The 18122-nt window shown below is 36.8% G+C and carries 16 protein-coding genes, 1 other RNA gene and 1 pseudogene; 13 read left to right on the top strand and 5 right to left on the bottom strand.

Annotated features, from left to right (window positions below; genetic code table 11):
• Positions 1-8: 8 nt before the first annotated feature.
• The 4 genes from FFM71_RS10310 to FFM71_RS10325 all read left to right on the top strand — a co-directional run bounded on the left by FFM71_RS10310 (position 9) and on the right by FFM71_RS10325 (position 5062).
• On the top strand, positions 9-2828 hold the full coding sequence (locus FFM71_RS10310; RefSeq protein WP_223876525.1) for a helicase C-terminal domain-containing protein: 2820 nt from the start codon (positions 9-11) through the stop codon (positions 2826-2828).
• A gap of 47 nt (positions 2829-2875) precedes the next feature.
• On the top strand, positions 2876-3355 hold the full coding sequence (locus tag FFM71_RS10315) for a cell wall elongation regulator TseB-like domain-containing protein (protein ID WP_137612093.1): 480 nt from the start codon (positions 2876-2878) through the stop codon (positions 3353-3355).
• Between the two features lie 440 nt (positions 3356-3795).
• On the top strand, positions 3796-4419 hold the full coding sequence (locus FFM71_RS10320; RefSeq protein WP_137612094.1) for a DnaD domain protein: 624 nt from the start codon (positions 3796-3798) through the stop codon (positions 4417-4419).
• A 1-nt stretch (position 4420) separates the two neighbouring features.
• The gene (locus FFM71_RS10325; protein WP_137612095.1) at positions 4421-5062 is read left to right on the top strand and encodes an endonuclease III domain-containing protein; all 642 of its coding nucleotides are present in this window, start codon (positions 4421-4423) and stop codon (positions 5060-5062) included.
• A 423-nt stretch (positions 5063-5485) separates the two neighbouring features.
• On the opposite strand, the gene FFM71_RS10330 is transcribed toward FFM71_RS10325, so the two are convergent.
• Both FFM71_RS10330 and recU read right to left on the bottom strand, forming a co-directional pair.
• The gene (locus FFM71_RS10330; RefSeq protein WP_137612096.1) at positions 5486-7924 is read right to left on the bottom strand and encodes a transglycosylase domain-containing protein; all 2439 of its coding nucleotides are present in this window, start codon (positions 7922-7924) and stop codon (positions 5486-5488) included.
• Positions 7917-8555, bottom strand: coding sequence for a Holliday junction resolvase RecU (recU, locus tag FFM71_RS10335; RefSeq protein ID WP_137612097.1), 639 nt, complete (start codon positions 8553-8555; stop codon positions 7917-7919). Before recU ends, FFM71_RS10330 begins: the two co-directional genes overlap by 8 nt.
• Before the next feature lie 67 nt (positions 8556-8622).
• Between recU and FFM71_RS10340 the strand changes: the two genes are divergently transcribed.
• The 4 genes and pseudogenes from FFM71_RS10340 (at position 8623) to FFM71_RS10355 (ending at position 11510) form a co-directional block, all read left to right on the top strand.
• A complete protein-coding gene (locus FFM71_RS10340) occupies positions 8623-9174 on the top strand; it encodes an SLOG family protein (protein WP_137612098.1) in 552 nt (183 codons plus the stop codon).
• Between the two features lie 61 nt (positions 9175-9235).
• A pseudogene (gpsB, locus tag FFM71_RS13900) lies at positions 9236-9655 on the top strand (cell division regulator GpsB); the annotation flags it as partial.
• 276 nt (positions 9656-9931) lie between these two features.
• Positions 9932-10287: RNase P RNA component class B (gene rnpB / locus FFM71_RS10350), an RNA gene on the top strand.
• A 107-nt stretch (positions 10288-10394) separates the two neighbouring features.
• A complete protein-coding gene (locus FFM71_RS10355; protein WP_137612099.1) occupies positions 10395-11510 on the top strand; it encodes a THUMP domain-containing class I SAM-dependent RNA methyltransferase in 1116 nt (371 codons plus the stop codon).
• On the opposite strand, the gene FFM71_RS10360 is transcribed toward FFM71_RS10355, so the two are convergent.
• The 3 genes from FFM71_RS10360 to FFM71_RS10370 all read right to left on the bottom strand — a co-directional run bounded on the left by FFM71_RS10360 (position 11507) and on the right by FFM71_RS10370 (position 14040).
• Positions 11507-12451, bottom strand: a complete 945-nt coding sequence (locus tag FFM71_RS10360; protein WP_137612100.1) for a magnesium transporter CorA family protein — start codon at positions 12449-12451, stop codon at positions 11507-11509. The two genes, FFM71_RS10355 and FFM71_RS10360, sit on opposite strands and share 4 nt — an antisense overlap.
• Before the next feature lie 105 nt (positions 12452-12556).
• Positions 12557-13570 carry a lipoate--protein ligase gene (lplA, locus tag FFM71_RS10365; protein ID WP_137612101.1) on the bottom strand — a complete coding sequence of 338 codons (1014 nt, stop codon included), beginning with the start codon at positions 13568-13570 and terminating at the stop codon, positions 12557-12559.
• Positions 13571-13635: 65 nt separating this feature from the next.
• Positions 13636-14040, bottom strand: coding sequence for a reverse transcriptase-like protein (locus tag FFM71_RS10370; RefSeq protein ID WP_137612102.1), 405 nt, complete (start codon positions 14038-14040; stop codon positions 13636-13638).
• 27 nt (positions 14041-14067) lie between these two features.
• On the opposite strand from FFM71_RS10370, the gene FFM71_RS10375 reads away from it, so the two are divergent.
• The 5 genes from FFM71_RS10375 (at position 14068) to pyrR (ending at position 18114) form a co-directional block, all read left to right on the top strand.
• The gene (locus FFM71_RS10375; RefSeq protein WP_137612103.1) at positions 14068-14466 is read left to right on the top strand and encodes an EbsA family protein; all 399 of its coding nucleotides are present in this window, start codon (positions 14068-14070) and stop codon (positions 14464-14466) included.
• Positions 14450-16132 (top strand): formate--tetrahydrofolate ligase, encoded by a 1683-nt coding sequence (locus FFM71_RS10380; RefSeq protein WP_137612104.1) that lies wholly within the window; start codon positions 14450-14452, stop codon positions 16130-16132. The genes FFM71_RS10375 and FFM71_RS10380 overlap by 17 nt, the downstream gene beginning before the upstream one ends.
• Positions 16132-16593 (top strand): signal peptidase II, encoded by a 462-nt coding sequence (gene lspA, locus FFM71_RS10385; RefSeq protein ID WP_137612105.1) that lies wholly within the window; start codon positions 16132-16134, stop codon positions 16591-16593. Before FFM71_RS10380 ends, lspA begins: the two co-directional genes overlap by 1 nt.
• Positions 16589-17491 (top strand): RluA family pseudouridine synthase, encoded by a 903-nt coding sequence (locus FFM71_RS10390; protein ID WP_171000545.1) that lies wholly within the window; start codon positions 16589-16591, stop codon positions 17489-17491. Before lspA ends, FFM71_RS10390 begins: the two co-directional genes overlap by 5 nt.
• A gap of 101 nt (positions 17492-17592) precedes the next feature.
• Entirely contained in the window at positions 17593-18114 is a 522-nt protein-coding gene (gene pyrR, locus FFM71_RS10395; RefSeq protein WP_041501089.1) for a bifunctional pyr operon transcriptional regulator/uracil phosphoribosyltransferase PyrR, read from the top strand.
• The last annotated feature ends 8 nt before the right edge of the window (positions 18115-18122 follow it).

Raw genomic sequence — 18122 nt, forward strand, 5'->3', positions numbered from 1 at the left:
GATGAGAGGTGAATGATTTGAAAAATTCTTACGCTGTTGTTGATTTAGAGACGACCAATTCTAATTGGCACGACAACGGGCGTATAATTCAATTCGGCTGTGCCCTTATCGAAGATGGTGAAATTACACATATCTATGATCAAAAGATCAATCCCAAGGTACCAATTCCTGGTCGTATCACAGCTTTAACTGGCTTGAGTGATGACGATGTTAAGGATTCACCAACATTTGAAGAAGTTGCACCTGATATTTTTAAACTTTTAAAAAATCGAGTTTTTATTGCACATAACGTGAATTTTGATTTGACCTTTTTAAATCGTGAACTTAAACGTATCGGAATGAATCAACTGAATATCAAAGCTATCGATACTGTTGAATTAGCGCAAATTCTCTTTCCAACAATCAGTAGTTATAAATTACAAGATTTAACACATTATTTAAGCATTGAACATAAGAATCCCCATAGTGCTAATAGTGATGCCCACGTAACTGCCGAATTATTTTTAATCATTTTGAAACGGGTTCAACAATTACCGTTGGAAACGTTACGAATGTTAACTAAGTTTGGAAAGAATACTATCCGTGAAACTAATTTAGTATTTAAAACTATCTTGGAAGAACGGGAACAGACGGCTCGGACCGAAGTTTTACCAGCCTATCTGTTCGAAAAAAATGGTTTGGTTTTGCGGAAGAAGGATTATCATGTCAGTGAGCAAATTGATCACACGACTAAATATCCTCAAACCCGTGAAGAAAAAAAAGCATTATTGGATGGCGTTCTAGACTATCGAGTCAATCAATCAAAATTGATGGACAATATTTACAAGACCAGCCAACATCGTGACAAAACCAAAAAGTGGAATTTGATTGAAGCCCCAACTGGAGCCGGTAAGACGCTAGGTTACTTATTACCACTGTCTTATTTGGTCAATAATGATCAAAAGCTAGTTGTTGCAACGACCACGAAGGTTTTGCAGCAACAAATTCTTGAGCAGTCCATTCCACTGTTGAATCAAGTGACAAATAACAATTATCATGCTGAGATTGTCAAAAGTAGTTATAACTTTATCGATTTAGACCGTTTCTATGAGGCACTAGATAATTATCGACTGCACAGTCATACAGCAATTTTAAAGATGAAAATAATCGTTTGGCTAACAATGACTACGACAGGGGATTTGAGTGAGCTACATTTGACCAACTACAATAGTCCACTGTTCAGCATTATTCGACATCGTGGCGAACCTAAGGAAAACACGACATTTAGTAATGATGATTTCTGGATGTATCAACAAAATCGTTATTTTGAATCGAAGGTTTTAATCACTAATCAAGCGTTCTTATCACGTCATTTAGACAGTCCGTTTTGGGGTGGAAATTCCTATCTAGTCATTGATGAAGCTAATCACTTTGCCAGTGGCTTGCGGGATGCCAGTTCACCAACAATTGATTTTCTACAGATGAACGAATACGTTAAAAAAATCAGTGACATTTTGTACCAGAATCGAGTTACGTTACGGTATGCCTTTACTGAAGTGACAACTCAATTGTGGAATTATCAAGATCTTCAAAATATGGAAACTCATTTCCAAGCTGTTGATGAATTGATGGAACGCTTGGAATATAATATTTTCGGTAATTACATTCGCAATAAGGTTCGTTTTAAAGATCGTGAGAACTTTGTTTCGATTCTCGACAGTAGTAATGAGTTTGGCAAAGATAATGACGAGATGATCGAATTGTTGTCTGATTTGATTGTTGAATTATCGTTGATTTCTAATCGTGTGGAAATACTCTTTGATCAGTACAACTTCCAAAAGAACTTTATTTCTGTTGAATTGTCTAAAGTCATTTCCAATTTGACGATTGAAAACAGTAAATTAGAGACAGTTTTGAAGAATTTGGATGAGTTGCTGCAGGCTCTTCAAGGCGATGACAATAAATTTGGTGTCCAGCTTGATATGCGCGACTATTACGATCCTAAAACGTTAAAAATAAGTTGGCGACAGTATGATATCCACGACTTAATTAACGCAACAACTGATCGATTCAGCCAAATTTTTGCGATTGGTGCAGCGATTACGATTCAAAAGGATTTTTCACACTTTATTCTGGATACACAACTAAATCAAAATCAAATCAATCAAATGGTTATTTTACCGGATACTAATAGTATTTCTAAAAATAGTAAAATTTATTTACCAGCTGATTTACCAGATATTCAGTCGCTTTCAAGCGAAGCATACTTTGATATGGTGACCGGATATATTGTTGATGTGCTAGATAATCTCGATCACCAGACGATGATTCTGTTTAATTCGTTAAACACTTTGAGTAGAGTTTATGAGCGTCTGATGGGTACCGATGTCAAAGAAAAGTGGGAAATTTTGGCGCAAGGCGTGACCGGTTCAAACGAAAAAATCAAAAAACGTTTTGCTATTGGTCAACGCTCAGTCTTGCTTGGAGCCAATTCTTTCTGGGAAGGCGTTGATTTTCCCAAGAAAGTTCTTGAAATTCTAATCGTAACGAGAATTCCTTTTGAATCTCCTGAACAACCAGATGTGAAAATTAAACAAGATATTTTAAAACAACAAGATATGAACGTTTTTAAAGTCGATTCCTTACCAAATGCAATTTTGCAACTACGTCAAGGCTTAGGACGTTTGATTAGAACTCCGACGGATCGTGGTGTCATTCTATTATTGGACAATCGAATTTTGACCAAGAGTTACGGTAAAATGATTTTAGATTCATTGCCAAAAGGTTTACCAGTAATCAATGAGGATATGGATTTAATAAAAAAAGATATAAATGAGTTTTTGAATTAGGTAAAATATTGCTATACTATTTTTGTTAGTTAAAAAAAGGACGTATTATGAATAGAAGTACAAAAATCTTATTGACTATATCTCTGATTGCATTAGCAGTGGTTTCAGCGTTAACTTATTTGAATCTTTCTTTTGCACCATATTCGAGTGCCAAGTCGCAAGCCAACGATATTGCTAAAGAAAAGGCGGGTATCGTGCAACCGGATTATTTCGGTAACTATACTCGAGAAAAGCAATATTATTCCGTAGGTGGCTTAACTAAAGGTCAAAAGTATCGCTATATCATCATCAATGCTAAGAGTGGTAAAACAGAAATTTTCAACAAAAATAACGCTCCTGTTCGTCAAACAATTGTCGATACAGTAGCCTCAAAATATAACGCAAAAAAAATTCTTCACATTAATCTAGGTTTATATAACAATAAACCAACGTGGGAAGTAGCATTCCAGAAGAAGAATGGCAGCGTGGGTTATAATCTGATTGATTTTCGAACCGGAAAGAGTTTACAGATTATAAATAATATTTAGGTTGTGTAACTAAATGGTTATATTACTTACGTATGCTGCAAGTTAAATATCCCGTCTACAGAGCTGGAAAATATTCACTAGCTGTGCGGAACGGTCCGAGCCAAAGAGCGGGGTTTGAAGCCTTGACATAGTTCGTCAAGGCTCCAAACACGCCCGGTGTTGTAATGGCTAAAGCCATAACAACACTTCCACGGCACATAAATATTTCCCAGCTCTTCCGACTAAATAATCGTTATTAATTGAATGTAAAAATAGTAAATTGTTTTATATCCAACCTATTTCAAATTCTAAAATGCAATTGATGGGAATATTTGTAATTAATTACAGACTAGCACCACGCGTATTACTTTTATGCTTTTAGCTGTACAATAAAAATTTTCTTAAAAAAAGTCGAGATTAATTGTGTTCTCGGGCTTTTTTTATTCACTGGAGTAAATAATATGAACGATGAATTATTTAATAGTTTTGTGGACAGTGGCAGCACTAACATCAACAATTTAATTTTAAAAAACTACCACAAATTGGGCATGACTGAAAAGGACTTGGTAGTTTATTTGGCCCTGTCCATGTATGCTCAACAAGGAATTACTTTCCCAATGGCAAAAGATTTGGCTAACGATACTGGGATGGACGAAACTAGTATTTATGCAGTTATCCAAGGTATGATCAAATTAGGTATCATTGAACTGAAGACAGTCATGGATCATCATCAACAACGTGATATTTACTCGTTGACTCCGATTTTTCACAGGATTAAAAATTTGTTGAGCCAAGAAAGACAATCTAATCAAAAAGACAAATTGATGTCTGATACTGAGGAATTATTTAAAAAAATTGAAGTCGAATTTGGCAGGCCGCTGTCTCCGATTGAGCAAGAACAGATTCATCAGTGGATCGATGATGACCACTATAGTATTGACCTGATTGACTTGTCATTGCGTGAGGCGGTCTTGAATCAAGCATATTCATTGAAATATATGGATCGGATTCTTATTAGTTGGGAAAAGAGTAATATTAAATCAGCCGAACAGTTACAAGAACGTCGAAAGAAGCTGGGATATTAATATGTTAAAAGATGATCAAATTGTTTGGGCGATTCGCCAAATGGAAAAAGATATTGGACCAGTTGGACCATCACTTGATTCAAGAACACCTTTTCAATATTTGGTGTCAGTTATTTTGAGTGCGCAGGCAACCGATGTTTCGGTCAACAAAGTAACACCGATCTTGTTTGAAAAGTATCCAGAGCCAAAGGACTTGATGAATGCTGATATTTCGGACGTTGAACAAATTATAAAGAGCGTCGGTCTATTTCATAATAAAGCCAAAAATATCGTTGAGACGGCTCGAATTGTCCACGAAGAATTGAATGATGTCGTGCCCGAAAATCGTACTGGAATTATGAAGTTACCCGGAGCAGGGCGCAAAACAGCAAACGTGGTTTTAAGTGATGTTTTCAATCAGGCCACTTTCGCAGTTGATACACATGTATCAGCTATTTCGAAACGACTCCATTTCGTCGATGCCAAGGCCAATCCTTTACAAGTCGAAAGGAAAATTGTCAGCGTTATGCCCCCTGAAGAACTGCACCAGGCACACCACACAATGATTGAATATGGTCGAAAGTATTCAATGAAAACTGATCCTGCCAAAGAAACGAATCAATTGATTTTGGATTGTGATTGTTTAAATCGAGCATCAGAATAATTTCTTATGAATTTAAATTTTTAATTATGTATGCCGTTTCCAGAGCTGAGAGTATTCAATTGCTGCGCGGAACGGCCCGAGCCTGGGAAGCGGTCTCGGACCTCGGTTGAAGCCTCGCAAAACCCGCGAGTTTTCAACACGCCCGGTGGTGTAATTGCTAAAGCAATAACGCCACTTTCGCTGCAAATGAATACTCTCAGCTCTTCCAACTAATTTGTTTTTCATGGCATGAACAAATAAAATTAAAATTAAAACTTCTAATTATTTAAATAAATTACCAATAGGTCTGTGACAACAATTGTAATATTAATTCTTCACCTTTAGTTATATAAAAAAAGAGATGTATCACACTTAATTATTCTTTTAAGCGTGATACATCTCTTTTTTGATTACAGTACTTATTTGGGTTAAGCAGATATTTTGCTATTCAGTGGTTGAAGAACCATTCGTACTTGCACCACTGTTGGTTGTACTACCAGTGTTACCAGTTCCGCCGGTTGATGTTCCACCGCCATTAGAGTCACCAGTAGTTGTACCACCACCGGTATTGCTGTTATTGCCTGTCGAAGTACCGCCATTATTATTGTTTGAAGTAGTTCCACCATTGCTATCGGTTGAACCAGTATTGCTGTTATTGTTAGTTGTTGAATTATTATCAGTTGTCGTGGAATTACTGTTTGTTGAATTATCATTATTCGATCCAGTACCAGTAGTAGTATTGCTATCCGATGTCGTGTCATTTTGCTGATCATTAGATTCGGAACTGCTACTTGATGGGCGACTAGTTGTCACTTGGTTAGTACTTGAACTAGAGGCACTACTTGTACTGTAATCGGAATCTTTATAAGGATTATATGGAGCGTGACCCTTAACAAATAATTCTCTCGTGTACGACGATGAACTAGAACTAGGAGAAGCTACAACTGGTGTAGTTGTGCTTGAAGTTTTAATCATCGCTGATACAACTGAACTAGGTTTCTTCCAATTAGGGTTGCTGTTGGTTTGATTTGCCAAATAGCTCATTTCGGCTTTGTAAATCTTACCAGCAATTGATTGGTAGGTGGATGAAATGCCGCTTTCGTTTGGTGAATCATAACCTGTCCAAACACTCATTGAGTAATTCTTAGTATAACCGTTATACCATGAATCCATTGCTGTACCGCTTAAAGCTGCGTTTGTGGCAATAGCTTCACTAGAGTAATTAGTTGTACCAGTTTTACCAGCTTGATGTAATCCAGAGATATTGGCATAGGTAGCATATGATGAAGGGACACCTTTGAGCATATCAGTGATCATATAGGCTGTTGAATCTTTCATAGCTTCGGTACCAGACTTGCTATAGTTATGAACTAAGCCATCCGCTGTCTCAATTTTTGAAACATAGTATGGTTTGTAGTAGGTTCCACCATTAGAGAAGGCCGCATAAGCTGATGCTCCTTGAAGTGATGAAACTTTACTACCGATACCGGCTGATAATCCTTCGTCACTGCCAATGGTAATGCCAAGTTTCTTAGCAAACGTCTTGGCCTGAGTAAAGCCAACCGCTGCCAAAGTTCTGATGGCTGGAACGTTACGAGAGTTAACAAGAGCTTTTCTCATACTCATTTCACCCTCATATTGCTCATCCCAGTCTTTCAATTGAATATCAGTACCAGGATAGGTGTACTCAGAATCATCAACCTGATGGAAGGTTGACCAGTTAAGATATTCAATTGCTGGAGCGTAATCCAAGATAGGTTTCATTGTTGAACCATTGCTACGTCCAGTTTGAACAGCTCGGTTCAAACCAAATTGAATGTCGCCTAGGTTACGGCCACCAACCATTGCGACGACCTTACCATTATTTGGATTAACAATTGAAGCTCCGACTTGCATCTTAGAATCAGGGAACTGAACATAATTAGAAGAGTTAACGATGTTATAAAGCTTCTTTTGTGCATCATAATCCATATTGACAGTAATTTTTAAATTATCGCGATATGGATCAAAGCCCTTCTTTTTAACTTCAGTAATTGCTTCCTTGATGTAAGGGTCAGAAATAATTCGTTTGTTATTGTTACTATTGCTTACTTTCTTATAGGGTTGTAAGCCCGTACTGATTGGCGTATTGATTGCTTCTTCAGCTTGAGCCTTAGTAATCTTATTGTTATCGTACATTGATCTAATAACCAGATCACGACGCTGCTTAGATTCGGTAGGGTGGGTATACGGGTCGTAATTACTTGGTGCATTTGGAAGACCGGCCAAGAGTGCCATTTCTGGCAAGGTTAATTGTTTCAAGGTCTTACCATAGTAATACTTAGCACCGGTTTCCATCCCGTAGATCCCGTTGTTTAGATAAACTTTATTGATGTAAAATTCCAAGATTTGTTGCTTAGAGAATTTTTGACTGACACGCATGGCCAGCCAAGCTTCTTGCATTTTACGTTTAAAAGTCTGATCCTTTGTATCAGTCGAGAAGACTGTCAGCTTAATTAGTTGCTGTGTTAAGGTACTACCACCTTGTAGAGTCCCTCGAGTAACATTGTTGAAAGCTGATTTAGCAATTCGGATTGGATCAACTCCGAGTGGTTCATTATAGAAATTTTTATCTTCAATAGAAACTACAGCATCTTGCATTGTTTGTGGAATTTTGTCGATTGTTGCGTAATTTCTCTTATTGTCTCCTAATGAGGCAATTGTCTTACCAGATGAATCGACAATGGTTGAGGAACCGCCACTTTGAAGATTTTCCTGACTGACAGCTGGAGCGCTGAATGCATAGTATACGAAGATGAACAAAAATATCCCAATTAAAACTGCTAGAATTGACGCAATCCATTTAAAAATATTTTTGAAGGTGAATATACTTTTATTATTCATGTTTCTCCTTCCCACTTTCTATTAATTGTTGTACCGCATCAATATAGGGTAGAGTAGGGTCATAATTAGCTTTGATTTCAATCGAACAGTCGATGATATCTTGCAATTGAATCGATTTGGCACCCTCATGTTTTTGCGCATCCCAGTGTTTGAAGAGGTCATCCGCCGGCATTACAAAATAGCGTTTTATTGTTACATATTTTATAATAACAAAACAGATACCACCTTGCTTTTGACACATCCGAAGATGATCAATTTGGTGCTGGTGGAAATTCTTCAATGGAAAGGTATTCTTATTCTTAGTTTCCTTAGCTTCAAAGTCAACGTAGTAACCATTATAAACACCATTGTAATCAGTAGTTGAAGCTTGTCTGAAATAGGCTTCTTTAATGACAGCCCGACTTCTTTTCGGATAGTCAACTTTAACAATTTGAAGTGGCGTTGGTTTTTTATAAATTACGGCAACTTCGTGACTACGATAATACTTGTTACTTTCATTAATTTCTTCTTCCAAGGTCATCCCACGATCGCCAAAAATCATTTTCTTTTTAGCGGTCGTTTCGGTGGTAATCTTTGAAGAAGGTTTTGACGGACTATTAAAAATTCGTCCATCGGGGTAGTTTATTTTCAAAATATCAACTCCTACTGTGCAAATTATACCATGATGGCCAAGATATTAATTATTGGGGGGATTGTTTATGATTAAAAATTTATGGATCACGGGGTACCGCTCTTTTGAGTTAGGTATTTTTAAAGATAATGACCCAAAAGCAAAAGTAATTCAAGACTTTTTTGAACAGAGAATTACTAATTACGTTGAAGATGGAACTGAATGGATTCTTACCGGTGCACAATTAGGTACGGAACAAATTGTTGGAAAAGCGGTTCAAGAAATCAAGAAAAAAGACTATAATATTAAACATGCAGTGATGTTGCCTTTTGCTGAGTTTGGCAGTCAATGGAATGAGACTAACCAGGCATTGTTAAATGTTTTTTTAAGAAATGCAGACTATGTTAATAAAGTTAGCAATATGAGTTATCATAATCCTAGGCAATTGAAGCTTTGGCAGGAATTTATGCTGGAACATACTGATGGTGCACTGGTTTTTTATGATCCCGATAGTGGAGGAAAGCCAAAGTACGACTATGAAGCTATCAAAGACTATCAAAATCGTGGGAATGACTATCAGTTGGAATTAATTGATTTTGATTCTATGCAAGACTTTGCTAATATGTTATATGATAGTTAAGATATAAGATAAATCGACAATAATTAACACTGGGGTGTTTAAAATGAACAACATGAATGGAATGAATCAACAAAATGGTAATGGTAATGATCTTTCTCTAAATTATCAACCAAATGATATTTTACAAAAGGAATTTAAAACTAAGATGCGTGGCTATGATCCAACTGAAGTTGATCAATTTTTAGATGGAATTATCAAAGATTATGAATCCTTCTCAAACGAAATCGGTCAATTAAAGTCAGAAAACGACCGTTTAATGCAAGCTCACGATGCTGGTGCTGGCAATACAAGTAATCCTGTTCAAGGTCAAAATTTTCAACAACCAAGACAAGGTTCTAATAATCGAATGAGACCTCAACAAAAGCCTGCTATGAGTGCAGCTGCTGAATCATCAACTAATTACGACATTATGAAACGTGTTTCAAATCTTGAAAAACGTGTCTTTGGCCGTGACTTTGCTAATGGAATTCCTGATGATCATGAATCTAAGCAATTTGCTTCTGCTGTTGTGCCTAATCCTGGCAATATGAATAATCATGCTGGAGTTGAAAGTGGTCATACTGAGATCAATCCACGTATGAATCAACAACAACCTCAACAACCAATGAATAATAATGGATTTAATAATCCTAACAACAATTTCCAACAAAATCGTCCTATGAACAACGGTTCAAACCAAGCTCAAAATAATTTTAATGGAAATTTTAATAATTCCAACAATATGAATCAATTTTAGTGTATACTATTCAAGTCGGTAAATTACGAGTAATCGCGGTCTAGTTATCTAGGCTGAGGAAAGTCCACGCCCGCGCGAGCTGAGATGCTTGCAGTGTTTGTGCTTGGCCCAATAAGCCAAGGTACCTTCGGGTAACGGCAGCGAAAGCACTAAGGCTTTAGCTATGTGTGAATAGCTTGAAAGTGCCACAGAGACGTATTATTGTGAGAAATCGCAATGGTGGAACGAGGTAAACCCCGCAAGCGGGCAACCCAAACTTTGGTAGGGGCGCTTCACAACGAGAATTGAATCTACTGTGAAGGCTTAATTGTAGATAGATGATTACTTATGGTAATAGGTCGCCAACCTACTACTTGGACAAAACGTGGCTTATAGGAGTTTATCGAGGCAGAGGGACGACTTGTTCGTCCTTTTTTTATACAAAAAATTAAATCGATAACCAAAATTTAAAAAAATACAAAAATAGAAAATAATAGAGGGCAATATGAAATTAATTGCAACGATGTCAAGCGGTTTTGAATCTATAACTGCAAAAGAACTTCAAAAATTAGGATATGAAACTAAGACCGAAAACGGTAAGGTTTATTTTGACGGTGAGTATGAAGATATTGCGAAGGCCAATTTATGGTTGCGTAGTGCTGACCGAATCAAAATTTTGATTGGCACTTTTAAGGCAACAACTTTCGAAGAATTGTTTGACAAGGTTTACGCAATTCAATGGGATCAATGGTTGCCACTAAATGCCGCTTTCCCAATCAAGGCTAGAACAGTTAAGTCACAGTTGCATTCTGAACGTGATATTCAGGCCATTACAAAAAAAGCCATCGTTAATAAGATGGCTGATGTCTTTATGCGTCGTGGTCGCTTGCCTGAAACTGGTGCAACTTTCCAAATTGAAACTAGAATTCACAAGGATGCCGTTGAAGTAACCCTTGATACAACTGGTGAATCACTTTACAAACGTGGTTACCGTATCGAACACGGTGCTGCACCTTTGAAGGAAAACTTTGCAGCAGCTATGATTCTATTGACTGTTTGGCATCCTGAAGAAGATCCATTCATGGACCCAACAACTGGTTCAGGAACAATTGCAATTGAAGCTGCTCGTTTGGCTAAAAATATTGCTCCCGGAATTCAACGACACTTCATGTTTGAAGATTTTGACTGGTTTGATAACAAAATCCTCGATAACCTAAAAGAAGAAGCAAAGGCTGGCGTTAAGGATATCGATTTGGATATTTTTGCCAGTGATATTGATGGTTCAATGATTGATATTGCTAAATTGAATGCTCATGATGCTGGAGTTTTGCATGATATTCAATTTAAACAAGTTGCCATCAAAGATTTGAAGATCGAAGGGGATTATGGAACAATCATTACTAATCCACCTTATGGGCAACGTATGAGTGACATGGAAAATGTTCGTAAATTGTATAAAGAAATGGGGGAAGTCTTTGCGACCGCTCCCTCATGGAATAAATATATTCTAACTAGTGATACTGAATTTGAACAATACTATGGTCACCAAGCTACTAAGAAACGAAAGCTTTACAATGGTTCAATAAGAACGGACCTTTATCAATATTGGGCAAGACACTAGAGACTATCGCGTCTGTGTAAATCCCAAAGAATTACTAAAATAATAACAACCGTGATGATCAATGAAAAAATCCATGACCAACCTTGGTCGGCAATTGGCAATTTCATATTCATCCCGTAAAATCCGGATACGATCGTGGGAATACTGAGAACAATTGTGTAAACTGTCAGTACTTTCATGGTCGTATTTGTTCTATTATTCAAAATATTATTATACGTATTGGAAATTCGATCGATAATATCAGAGCTCAAATCAACTTGATTCTTGATCTGCTCAATTTCAATCAAAGAATCGTGTAGATGTTCCCGAGAAGTCTTATTCAGATGCAGATCTTGAACGTTGCCACTCGAAATCAGCTCTAATTGTTTAACGACGGTAAGATTACCGTTAATGGCAGTGTTGAGATAAGTAGTTAGATCTTCCAGTTCAGCCAAATCGAGTATCTGTTTTTCTGAAGAATGGTGTTTCTTAATCAAATTCTGAATCCGATTGCGACGAACGTCAGCCTCACTGATTTGATCACTATAGTCACTCGATATTTGATCCAGTGCATTGAAGATAAACTCCCAGATTTCATGTTGATCAGTCTCTTTAAGGTGATTTTTGGCTGCTAACAAATAATCTTTGACATAATGTGTTGCATCATTAGTGAAAAGAAACAGTTCTTGTTCTCTGATAGCAAAGGAAATGGGCAAAACTCGTTCCGAAACATCAGGTGTTTGTTCATTTTCATTTTGCACGTTATAGACGATCAAATAGGTATTACTGATCTCGTCATATTCAAAACGGGCACGCTCGTTTTCATCATCAGCGTAATCTAAAATTTCGTTAGTCAAATTGTATTTTTCAATTAGGGTGGAGCGGTCATCATCATTCAAGGAATCAGTGGAATGGACATCAACCAACTGAACCCCGTGATTTAAAATTATTTCATTAATCATTTTTTTCTCCTCAATAAAGATAATCATACCAAAAATAAAAAATGGGTCGAGAATAAATTTTCTCGACTCATTTTTTGGTCTCAAGTTAGTATCAAAAAATTTATGTTAGGGTGTGAATAATTTGCCCAAGTCTTCTTGAGGTATTCCCTTGAAGTAATCGTCTAAATTAAATTGATTGAGAACTTTTAAAATTTCATCACGATCAAATTTAATATTTAGTAATTTTTCTTTAATATCATTAACATCTTTCATACCGAAAAAGTCACCGTATATTTCAACATTAGCAACCTTACCACTAGAAATATTGTAACGAACATCGACAGTTCCCATATCAAAGTGTTGACGTTGTTTAGCTGTGAATGCTGGTGACTTGCCATAGACCCAATCCCAGTTGTAATAATATTGTTCTTTAATTTTATCAATTTCTTTTTGTTGATCTGCAGAAACAACATATTCGCGGTCTTTGATCTCATCCAAAGAGTTTGCGTGGAATAATTCAAGCAACAAACGGTCGCGGAATTGTTCAGTAGTTAAATTTTGATACTCAGGAGCCAAGTATGGACGTAAGTTAGTTACACGACTACGAATTGATTTAATGCCCTTAGAAGCAATCTTATCCTTTGAAACGTGCAAAGCTTTAGTTAGCACATCAAGATCAACATCGAGTGACAATGTTCCGTGTGAGAATGTTTTACCATTTCTTGAGTACATAGCATTTCCAGAGAACTTCTTGCCATCAACTAGTAGATCATTCCGACCTGATACTTCGGCAGTGGTAGCACCTATTTGGTGTAGGGCATCAATGATAGGTTGGGTAAAGGATTTGAAATCACCGAAGTTATTGTCGTCAGAATCAACAACGAAACTAAAACATAAATTACCAAGGTCTTGGTAAACCGCACCACCACCGGAAATTCGGCGAGTAACGGTAATATTATTGTCCTTGATATAATCACTATTTATTTCTTCGATCGTATTTTGATTCCGGCCGACGATAATACATGGCTTTTCAATATAAAAGAGAACCAAAGGCTCATCAAATTTCACATTATTCATCAAATATTGTTCAGTGGCCAAGTTATCACGGATATCGCGATCTTTCATAACAACATAGTACATAAGGAAAACCCCCTCATTTGAATTGAAAACGTTTTTATAGTAGCACAGTTTGTGAAATACAGAAACTATTTATCACCGTGTGTTCTAATATTTAACATTTTTTGATGAACTAGGGCGTGGGCTGCACCATTATCTTTGTCCGCAATGTGTTTAGCAAAGTATGTTGGAAATTGTTTTAACTGCAATAAAATATCATCAAGTATCGATTGGTAATGTTTTGAATAATTTTTATCGAGACTGTCAATGACAATTTGACTATCTGAATGTATTAAAACTATCTCATTATTCCAGTGTTCGTTTATAATCTTCTGTAGAGCAAGTTTTAATGCCAAAAATTCTAAATAGTGGTTATCAGTGTTGTCTTGGTGTATGGCTTCTTTATAAGTTTTTTCATCACGCTTTATTACGAACGCTACAACACCAAGATTTAGATTAGTATTTAAACCTGCGTCGGTGTACAATTTAATCATATTCTTTAGAACCTTTCAGGAGATATTATGTCAAAGAAACATTTTGTTCAACCAACTGGCTCATGGGGAATCATTATGTGGTCAATTGCATTGAGTCTCGCATGTTTGGGAATCATTTTGCAATTGGAACTCATGACGCTCAGCTTTATTCCTTTTCTGATTTGGATCGTTGATGGAATCTATGTTTTCTATATTATAACTAACTCTTGGGTTAGCATAACAGCGAATCAGGTGATCATCAAAGAACCTTATTACAAGACACGGACGTTTGATCATACCGATGTCAACATAAAGGCGAATAATAAATGGACTATGGAATTCGATTTCAATAATCGTGATTTCTTCCCATTTAGAATCACTTCCACAAAGGGAATTTTAAATATAATAAAAAAAGAAGCAGGTGAAAGCAATGTCATTTCCAAGTGATATCGAAATCGCTCAAATCAATGAGCATGACAAGATGAAAAACATTAACGAAATTGCCAACAAGATTGGTTTAACAGCAGATGAAATCGAACCTTATGGTCATTACAAGGCTAAGTTCTCAGGACGTAGCATTGTTAAAAGTATGGAGAAGGATGATGGTAAGTTAATTTTAGTTACTTCGATCAATCCCACTCCAGCCGGTGAAGGTAAATCAACCGTAGCTATCGGTTTAGCAGATTCTTTGCAATCTCTTGGTAAGAAAACAGTTCTAGCACTTCGTGAACCATCACTAGGACCTGTTATGGGAATGAAAGGTGGAGCCACTGGTGGTGGTTACGCTCAAGTTGTTCCTATGGAAGATATCAATCTTCATTTTACAGGCGATATGCATGCCTTAACAAGTGCTGTTAATACTCTAGCAGCTTTGATTGACAATCATGTTCACCAAGGCAATGCCTTAAATATCGATCCTCGTCGCATTACTTGGAAGAGAGCTCTAGATATCAATGACCGATCATTGAGAAATATCGTCATTGGATTAGGTGGACCATTCAATTCTGTACCTCGTGAAGATCACTTTGAAATTACTGTTGCAAGTGAATTGATGGCCGTATTATGTTTAGCTCAAGACATCGATGATCTGAAAGAACGTATTTCTAGCATCTTGATTGCTTATACATTTGACAAGAAACCAATTTTCGTTAGAGATTTGCGTGTTGAAGGCGCAATTACAGTTCTCTTGAAGGACGCTTTGAAGCCTAACCTAGTTCAGACACTCGAAAACACACCAGCTATTATCCACGGTGGTCCATTTGCTAATATTGCACACGGTTGTAACAGTATTCTAGCTACTAAATTGGCTATGAAATTAGGGGACTATGCTGTTACTGAAGCTGGATTTGGTGCTGACCTTGGTGGTGAGAAGTTCTTGGATATCGTCACTCCAAAGCTTAATCATGCTCCAAACGCCATTGTCGTTGTTGCAACTGTTCGTGCTTTGAAGTACAACGGTGGTCAAAAACTTGCTGATATTAAAAATGAAGATTTAAATGCTTTAAATCTTGGATTTAAGAATTTGAAACGTCACATTCACAATATGCGTTACTATCACATCCCAGTTGTTGTTGCTATCAACAAGTTTGATACTGATACTGATAATGAAATCAAACTTTTGACAACGCTATGTGATGAAGTTGGTGTTGATGTTGAATTAGCTGAAATCCATCACAATGGTAGTAAAGGTGGACAAGCTTTGGCGAAGGCTGTTATTAAAGCAACTGAAAAAGAAGCCAACTATACACGTCTTTATGAAGATGAAGAAACAACCGAATCTAAGATTGCAACAATTGCTTCTGAAATCTATGGTGCTAATAACGTTGAGTACAGTACTAAAGCTCGTAAACAATTACAAATTTTGAAAGATCAAGCTTGGGATGACTTACCAGTCTGTATTGCTAAGACCCAATATTCCTTGAGTGATGATCCTAAACGCCTTGGTTCACCTCGTGACTTTACCCTACATGTAACAGATATCGTACCAAAGCTTGGTGCCGGTTTTGTTGTTGTATTGACAGGCAATGTTATGACTATGCCTGGACTTCCAAAGAAGCCTGCTGCTTTAGGTATGGATGTCGACAATGAGGGAACAATCGGAGGATTGTTCTAGTGCAGTTGATTTATTGGCTGCTCTTTGTTGTTTTAGTTGCTGGTGATCAGGGTCTCAAATATTATGTAACTAACCATATCGTTCCAATGACGGTTCACGACTTTATTCCCGGTTTATTGTCTATTACGCACATCACTAATACTGGTGCAGCGTGGAGTATGTTAGAAGGGAAAATGTTTTTCTTCTATTTAGTTACAATTATTGCGGTAGTCGTGTTAGTATATTTATTTGTTAAAGCTGATAAAAAAGATTATCTTTATCGATTTTCTTTGATATTCTTATTAGCGGGAACAATTGGTAATGGTATCGATCGTTTTACAAGGCGTTTTGTAGTCGATATGTTCAATTTAGATTTTATCAATTTCCCAATCTTTAATTTGGCAGACACTTATATCACCATTGGTGTGATTTTGATTGTCGTGTCATTGATTATCCAAGTAGCAGGTGAGAAAAATAATTAGTAAGTCCTTTAACTTAAAATACGATGAGCCTAAAAAGGTTCGTTTAGATGCTTTTTTGAATGAGCAGATTGAAGATTTGACTCGTTCACAGCTTCAAAAATTTATCAAAGACGGTAACGTCTTAGTTAATGAAGAACCAGTTAGTAAAACTGGGGTTAAGTTAACTAAGGGTGATGAAATCTTAGTCAATGTTCCAGAAGAGGAACCAATCAAGGCGATTCCGCAAAATATTCCAATTGACGTGGTATATGAAGACAGGGATGTTCTTGTAGTTAACAAACCGCAAGGGATGGTCGTTCATCCAGCAGCCGGACATCCGGATAAAACTTTGGTCAATGCTATTTTGTATCATTGCCAAATCAATGACGATGACGTGATTCGTCCCGGAATCGTCCACCGTATCGATAAGGATACTTCCGGATTGTTGATGATTGCTAAGAACAATTTAGCTAAACAGTCTTTGATGCAACAATTGAAGGAAAAAAGCAATCTTCGGGAATATTTGGCCATTGTGCATGGTAATTTCAAAGAAAAAACTGGTAAGATTAATGCTCCACTCGGACGTTCAAAATTTGACCGTAAGAAACAAGCTGTGGTTGAAGGTGGCCGTCATGCCGTGACGCATTTTACCGTACTAGAACAATTTGAAAATTATTCACTCTTAAAATTAAAATTAGAAACTGGTCGAACACATCAGATTAGGGTCCATATGCAATATATCGGGCATCCCGTTGCGGGAGATCCATTATATGGTCCTAAAAACACCTTACCTGGTAAGGGACAATTCTTACACGCCAAGACGTTAGGCTTCGTTCATCCGCGAACTAACGAGTGGATGGAGTTTTCCGTTGAGCCACCAAAGGTATTCTTAGATACGCTTGATAAATTACGACATTGACAGCCGTAATCTCATGCTATAATCTAAAAATAGAATTGTGTGCGATTATAAAAAAAGAAAAGCACTCACTTTGTGAGTGCTTTTTTGAAAGTAGGAAAATTATGGCTAAAGAAATTATTGACGGTCAAACAATGACTCGTGCATTGACCCGAATTACTTATGAAATTATTGAAAGAAATAAAGGTATTGATGATCTTGTATTAGTGGGGATTAAAACTAGAGGAGTTTTTGTAGCTCACCGAATCGAATCACGTCTCAAACAATTGGAAAACATCAGTATTCCCGTTGCTGAGTTAGATATTACGCCATATCGTGATGATCACGAGGCCACTGATTTGACCACTGTAAAAGCGGAACCATTAGATATTGATATAAATAATAAACATGTAATTTTAACTGATGATGTTCTCTACACTGGTAGAACGATTCGTGCTGCCATGGATGCTTTAATGAGTGTTGGTCGTCCTAAGAAGATTTCTTTAGCTGTTTTGGTTGACCGTGGACACCGTGAATTACCAATTAGAGCTGACTTTGTCGGTAAAAATATTCCCACTTCTCAAAAAGAAAAAATTAAGGTGTCGATGAAAGAAATCGATGGCGAAGATAAAATCGAAATCGAATAAATTATTTT

The organism is Companilactobacillus huachuanensis (assembly GCF_005404815.1).
GTDB classification, from domain to species: Bacteria; Bacillota; Bacilli; order Lactobacillales; family Lactobacillaceae; genus Companilactobacillus; species Companilactobacillus huachuanensis.

What these genes read in the sequence shown, in the direction of transcription:
- FFM71_RS10315 (WP_137612093.1), top strand. Translation starts at nt 2,876, where the DNA reads ATGAATAGAAGTACAAAAATCTTATTGACTATATCTCTGATTGCATTA.
- FFM71_RS10320 (WP_137612094.1), top strand. Translation starts at nt 3,796, where the DNA reads ATGAACGATGAATTATTTAATAGTTTTGTGGACAGTGGCAGCACTAAC.
- FFM71_RS10325 (WP_137612095.1), top strand. Translation starts at nt 4,421, where the DNA reads ATGTTAAAAGATGATCAAATTGTTTGGGCGATTCGCCAAATGGAAAAA.
- FFM71_RS10330 (WP_137612096.1), bottom strand. Translation starts at nt 7,924, where the DNA reads ATGAATAATAAAAGTATATTCACCTTCAAAAATATTTTTAAATGGATT.
- FFM71_RS10340 (WP_137612098.1), top strand. Translation starts at nt 8,623, where the DNA reads ATGATTAAAAATTTATGGATCACGGGGTACCGCTCTTTTGAGTTAGGT.
- FFM71_RS10355 (WP_137612099.1), top strand. Translation starts at nt 10,395, where the DNA reads ATGAAATTAATTGCAACGATGTCAAGCGGTTTTGAATCTATAACTGCA.
- FFM71_RS10360 (WP_137612100.1), bottom strand. Translation starts at nt 12,451, where the DNA reads ATGATTAATGAAATAATTTTAAATCACGGGGTTCAGTTGGTTGATGTC.
- lplA (WP_137612101.1), bottom strand. Translation starts at nt 13,570, where the DNA reads ATGTACTATGTTGTTATGAAAGATCGCGATATCCGTGATAACTTGGCC.
- FFM71_RS10370 (WP_137612102.1), bottom strand. Translation starts at nt 14,040, where the DNA reads ATGATTAAATTGTACACCGACGCAGGTTTAAATACTAATCTAAATCTT.
- FFM71_RS10375 (WP_137612103.1), top strand. Translation starts at nt 14,068, where the DNA reads ATGTCAAAGAAACATTTTGTTCAACCAACTGGCTCATGGGGAATCATT.
- FFM71_RS10380 (WP_137612104.1), top strand. Translation starts at nt 14,450, where the DNA reads ATGTCATTTCCAAGTGATATCGAAATCGCTCAAATCAATGAGCATGAC.
- pyrR (WP_041501089.1), top strand. Translation starts at nt 17,593, where the DNA reads ATGGCTAAAGAAATTATTGACGGTCAAACAATGACTCGTGCATTGACC.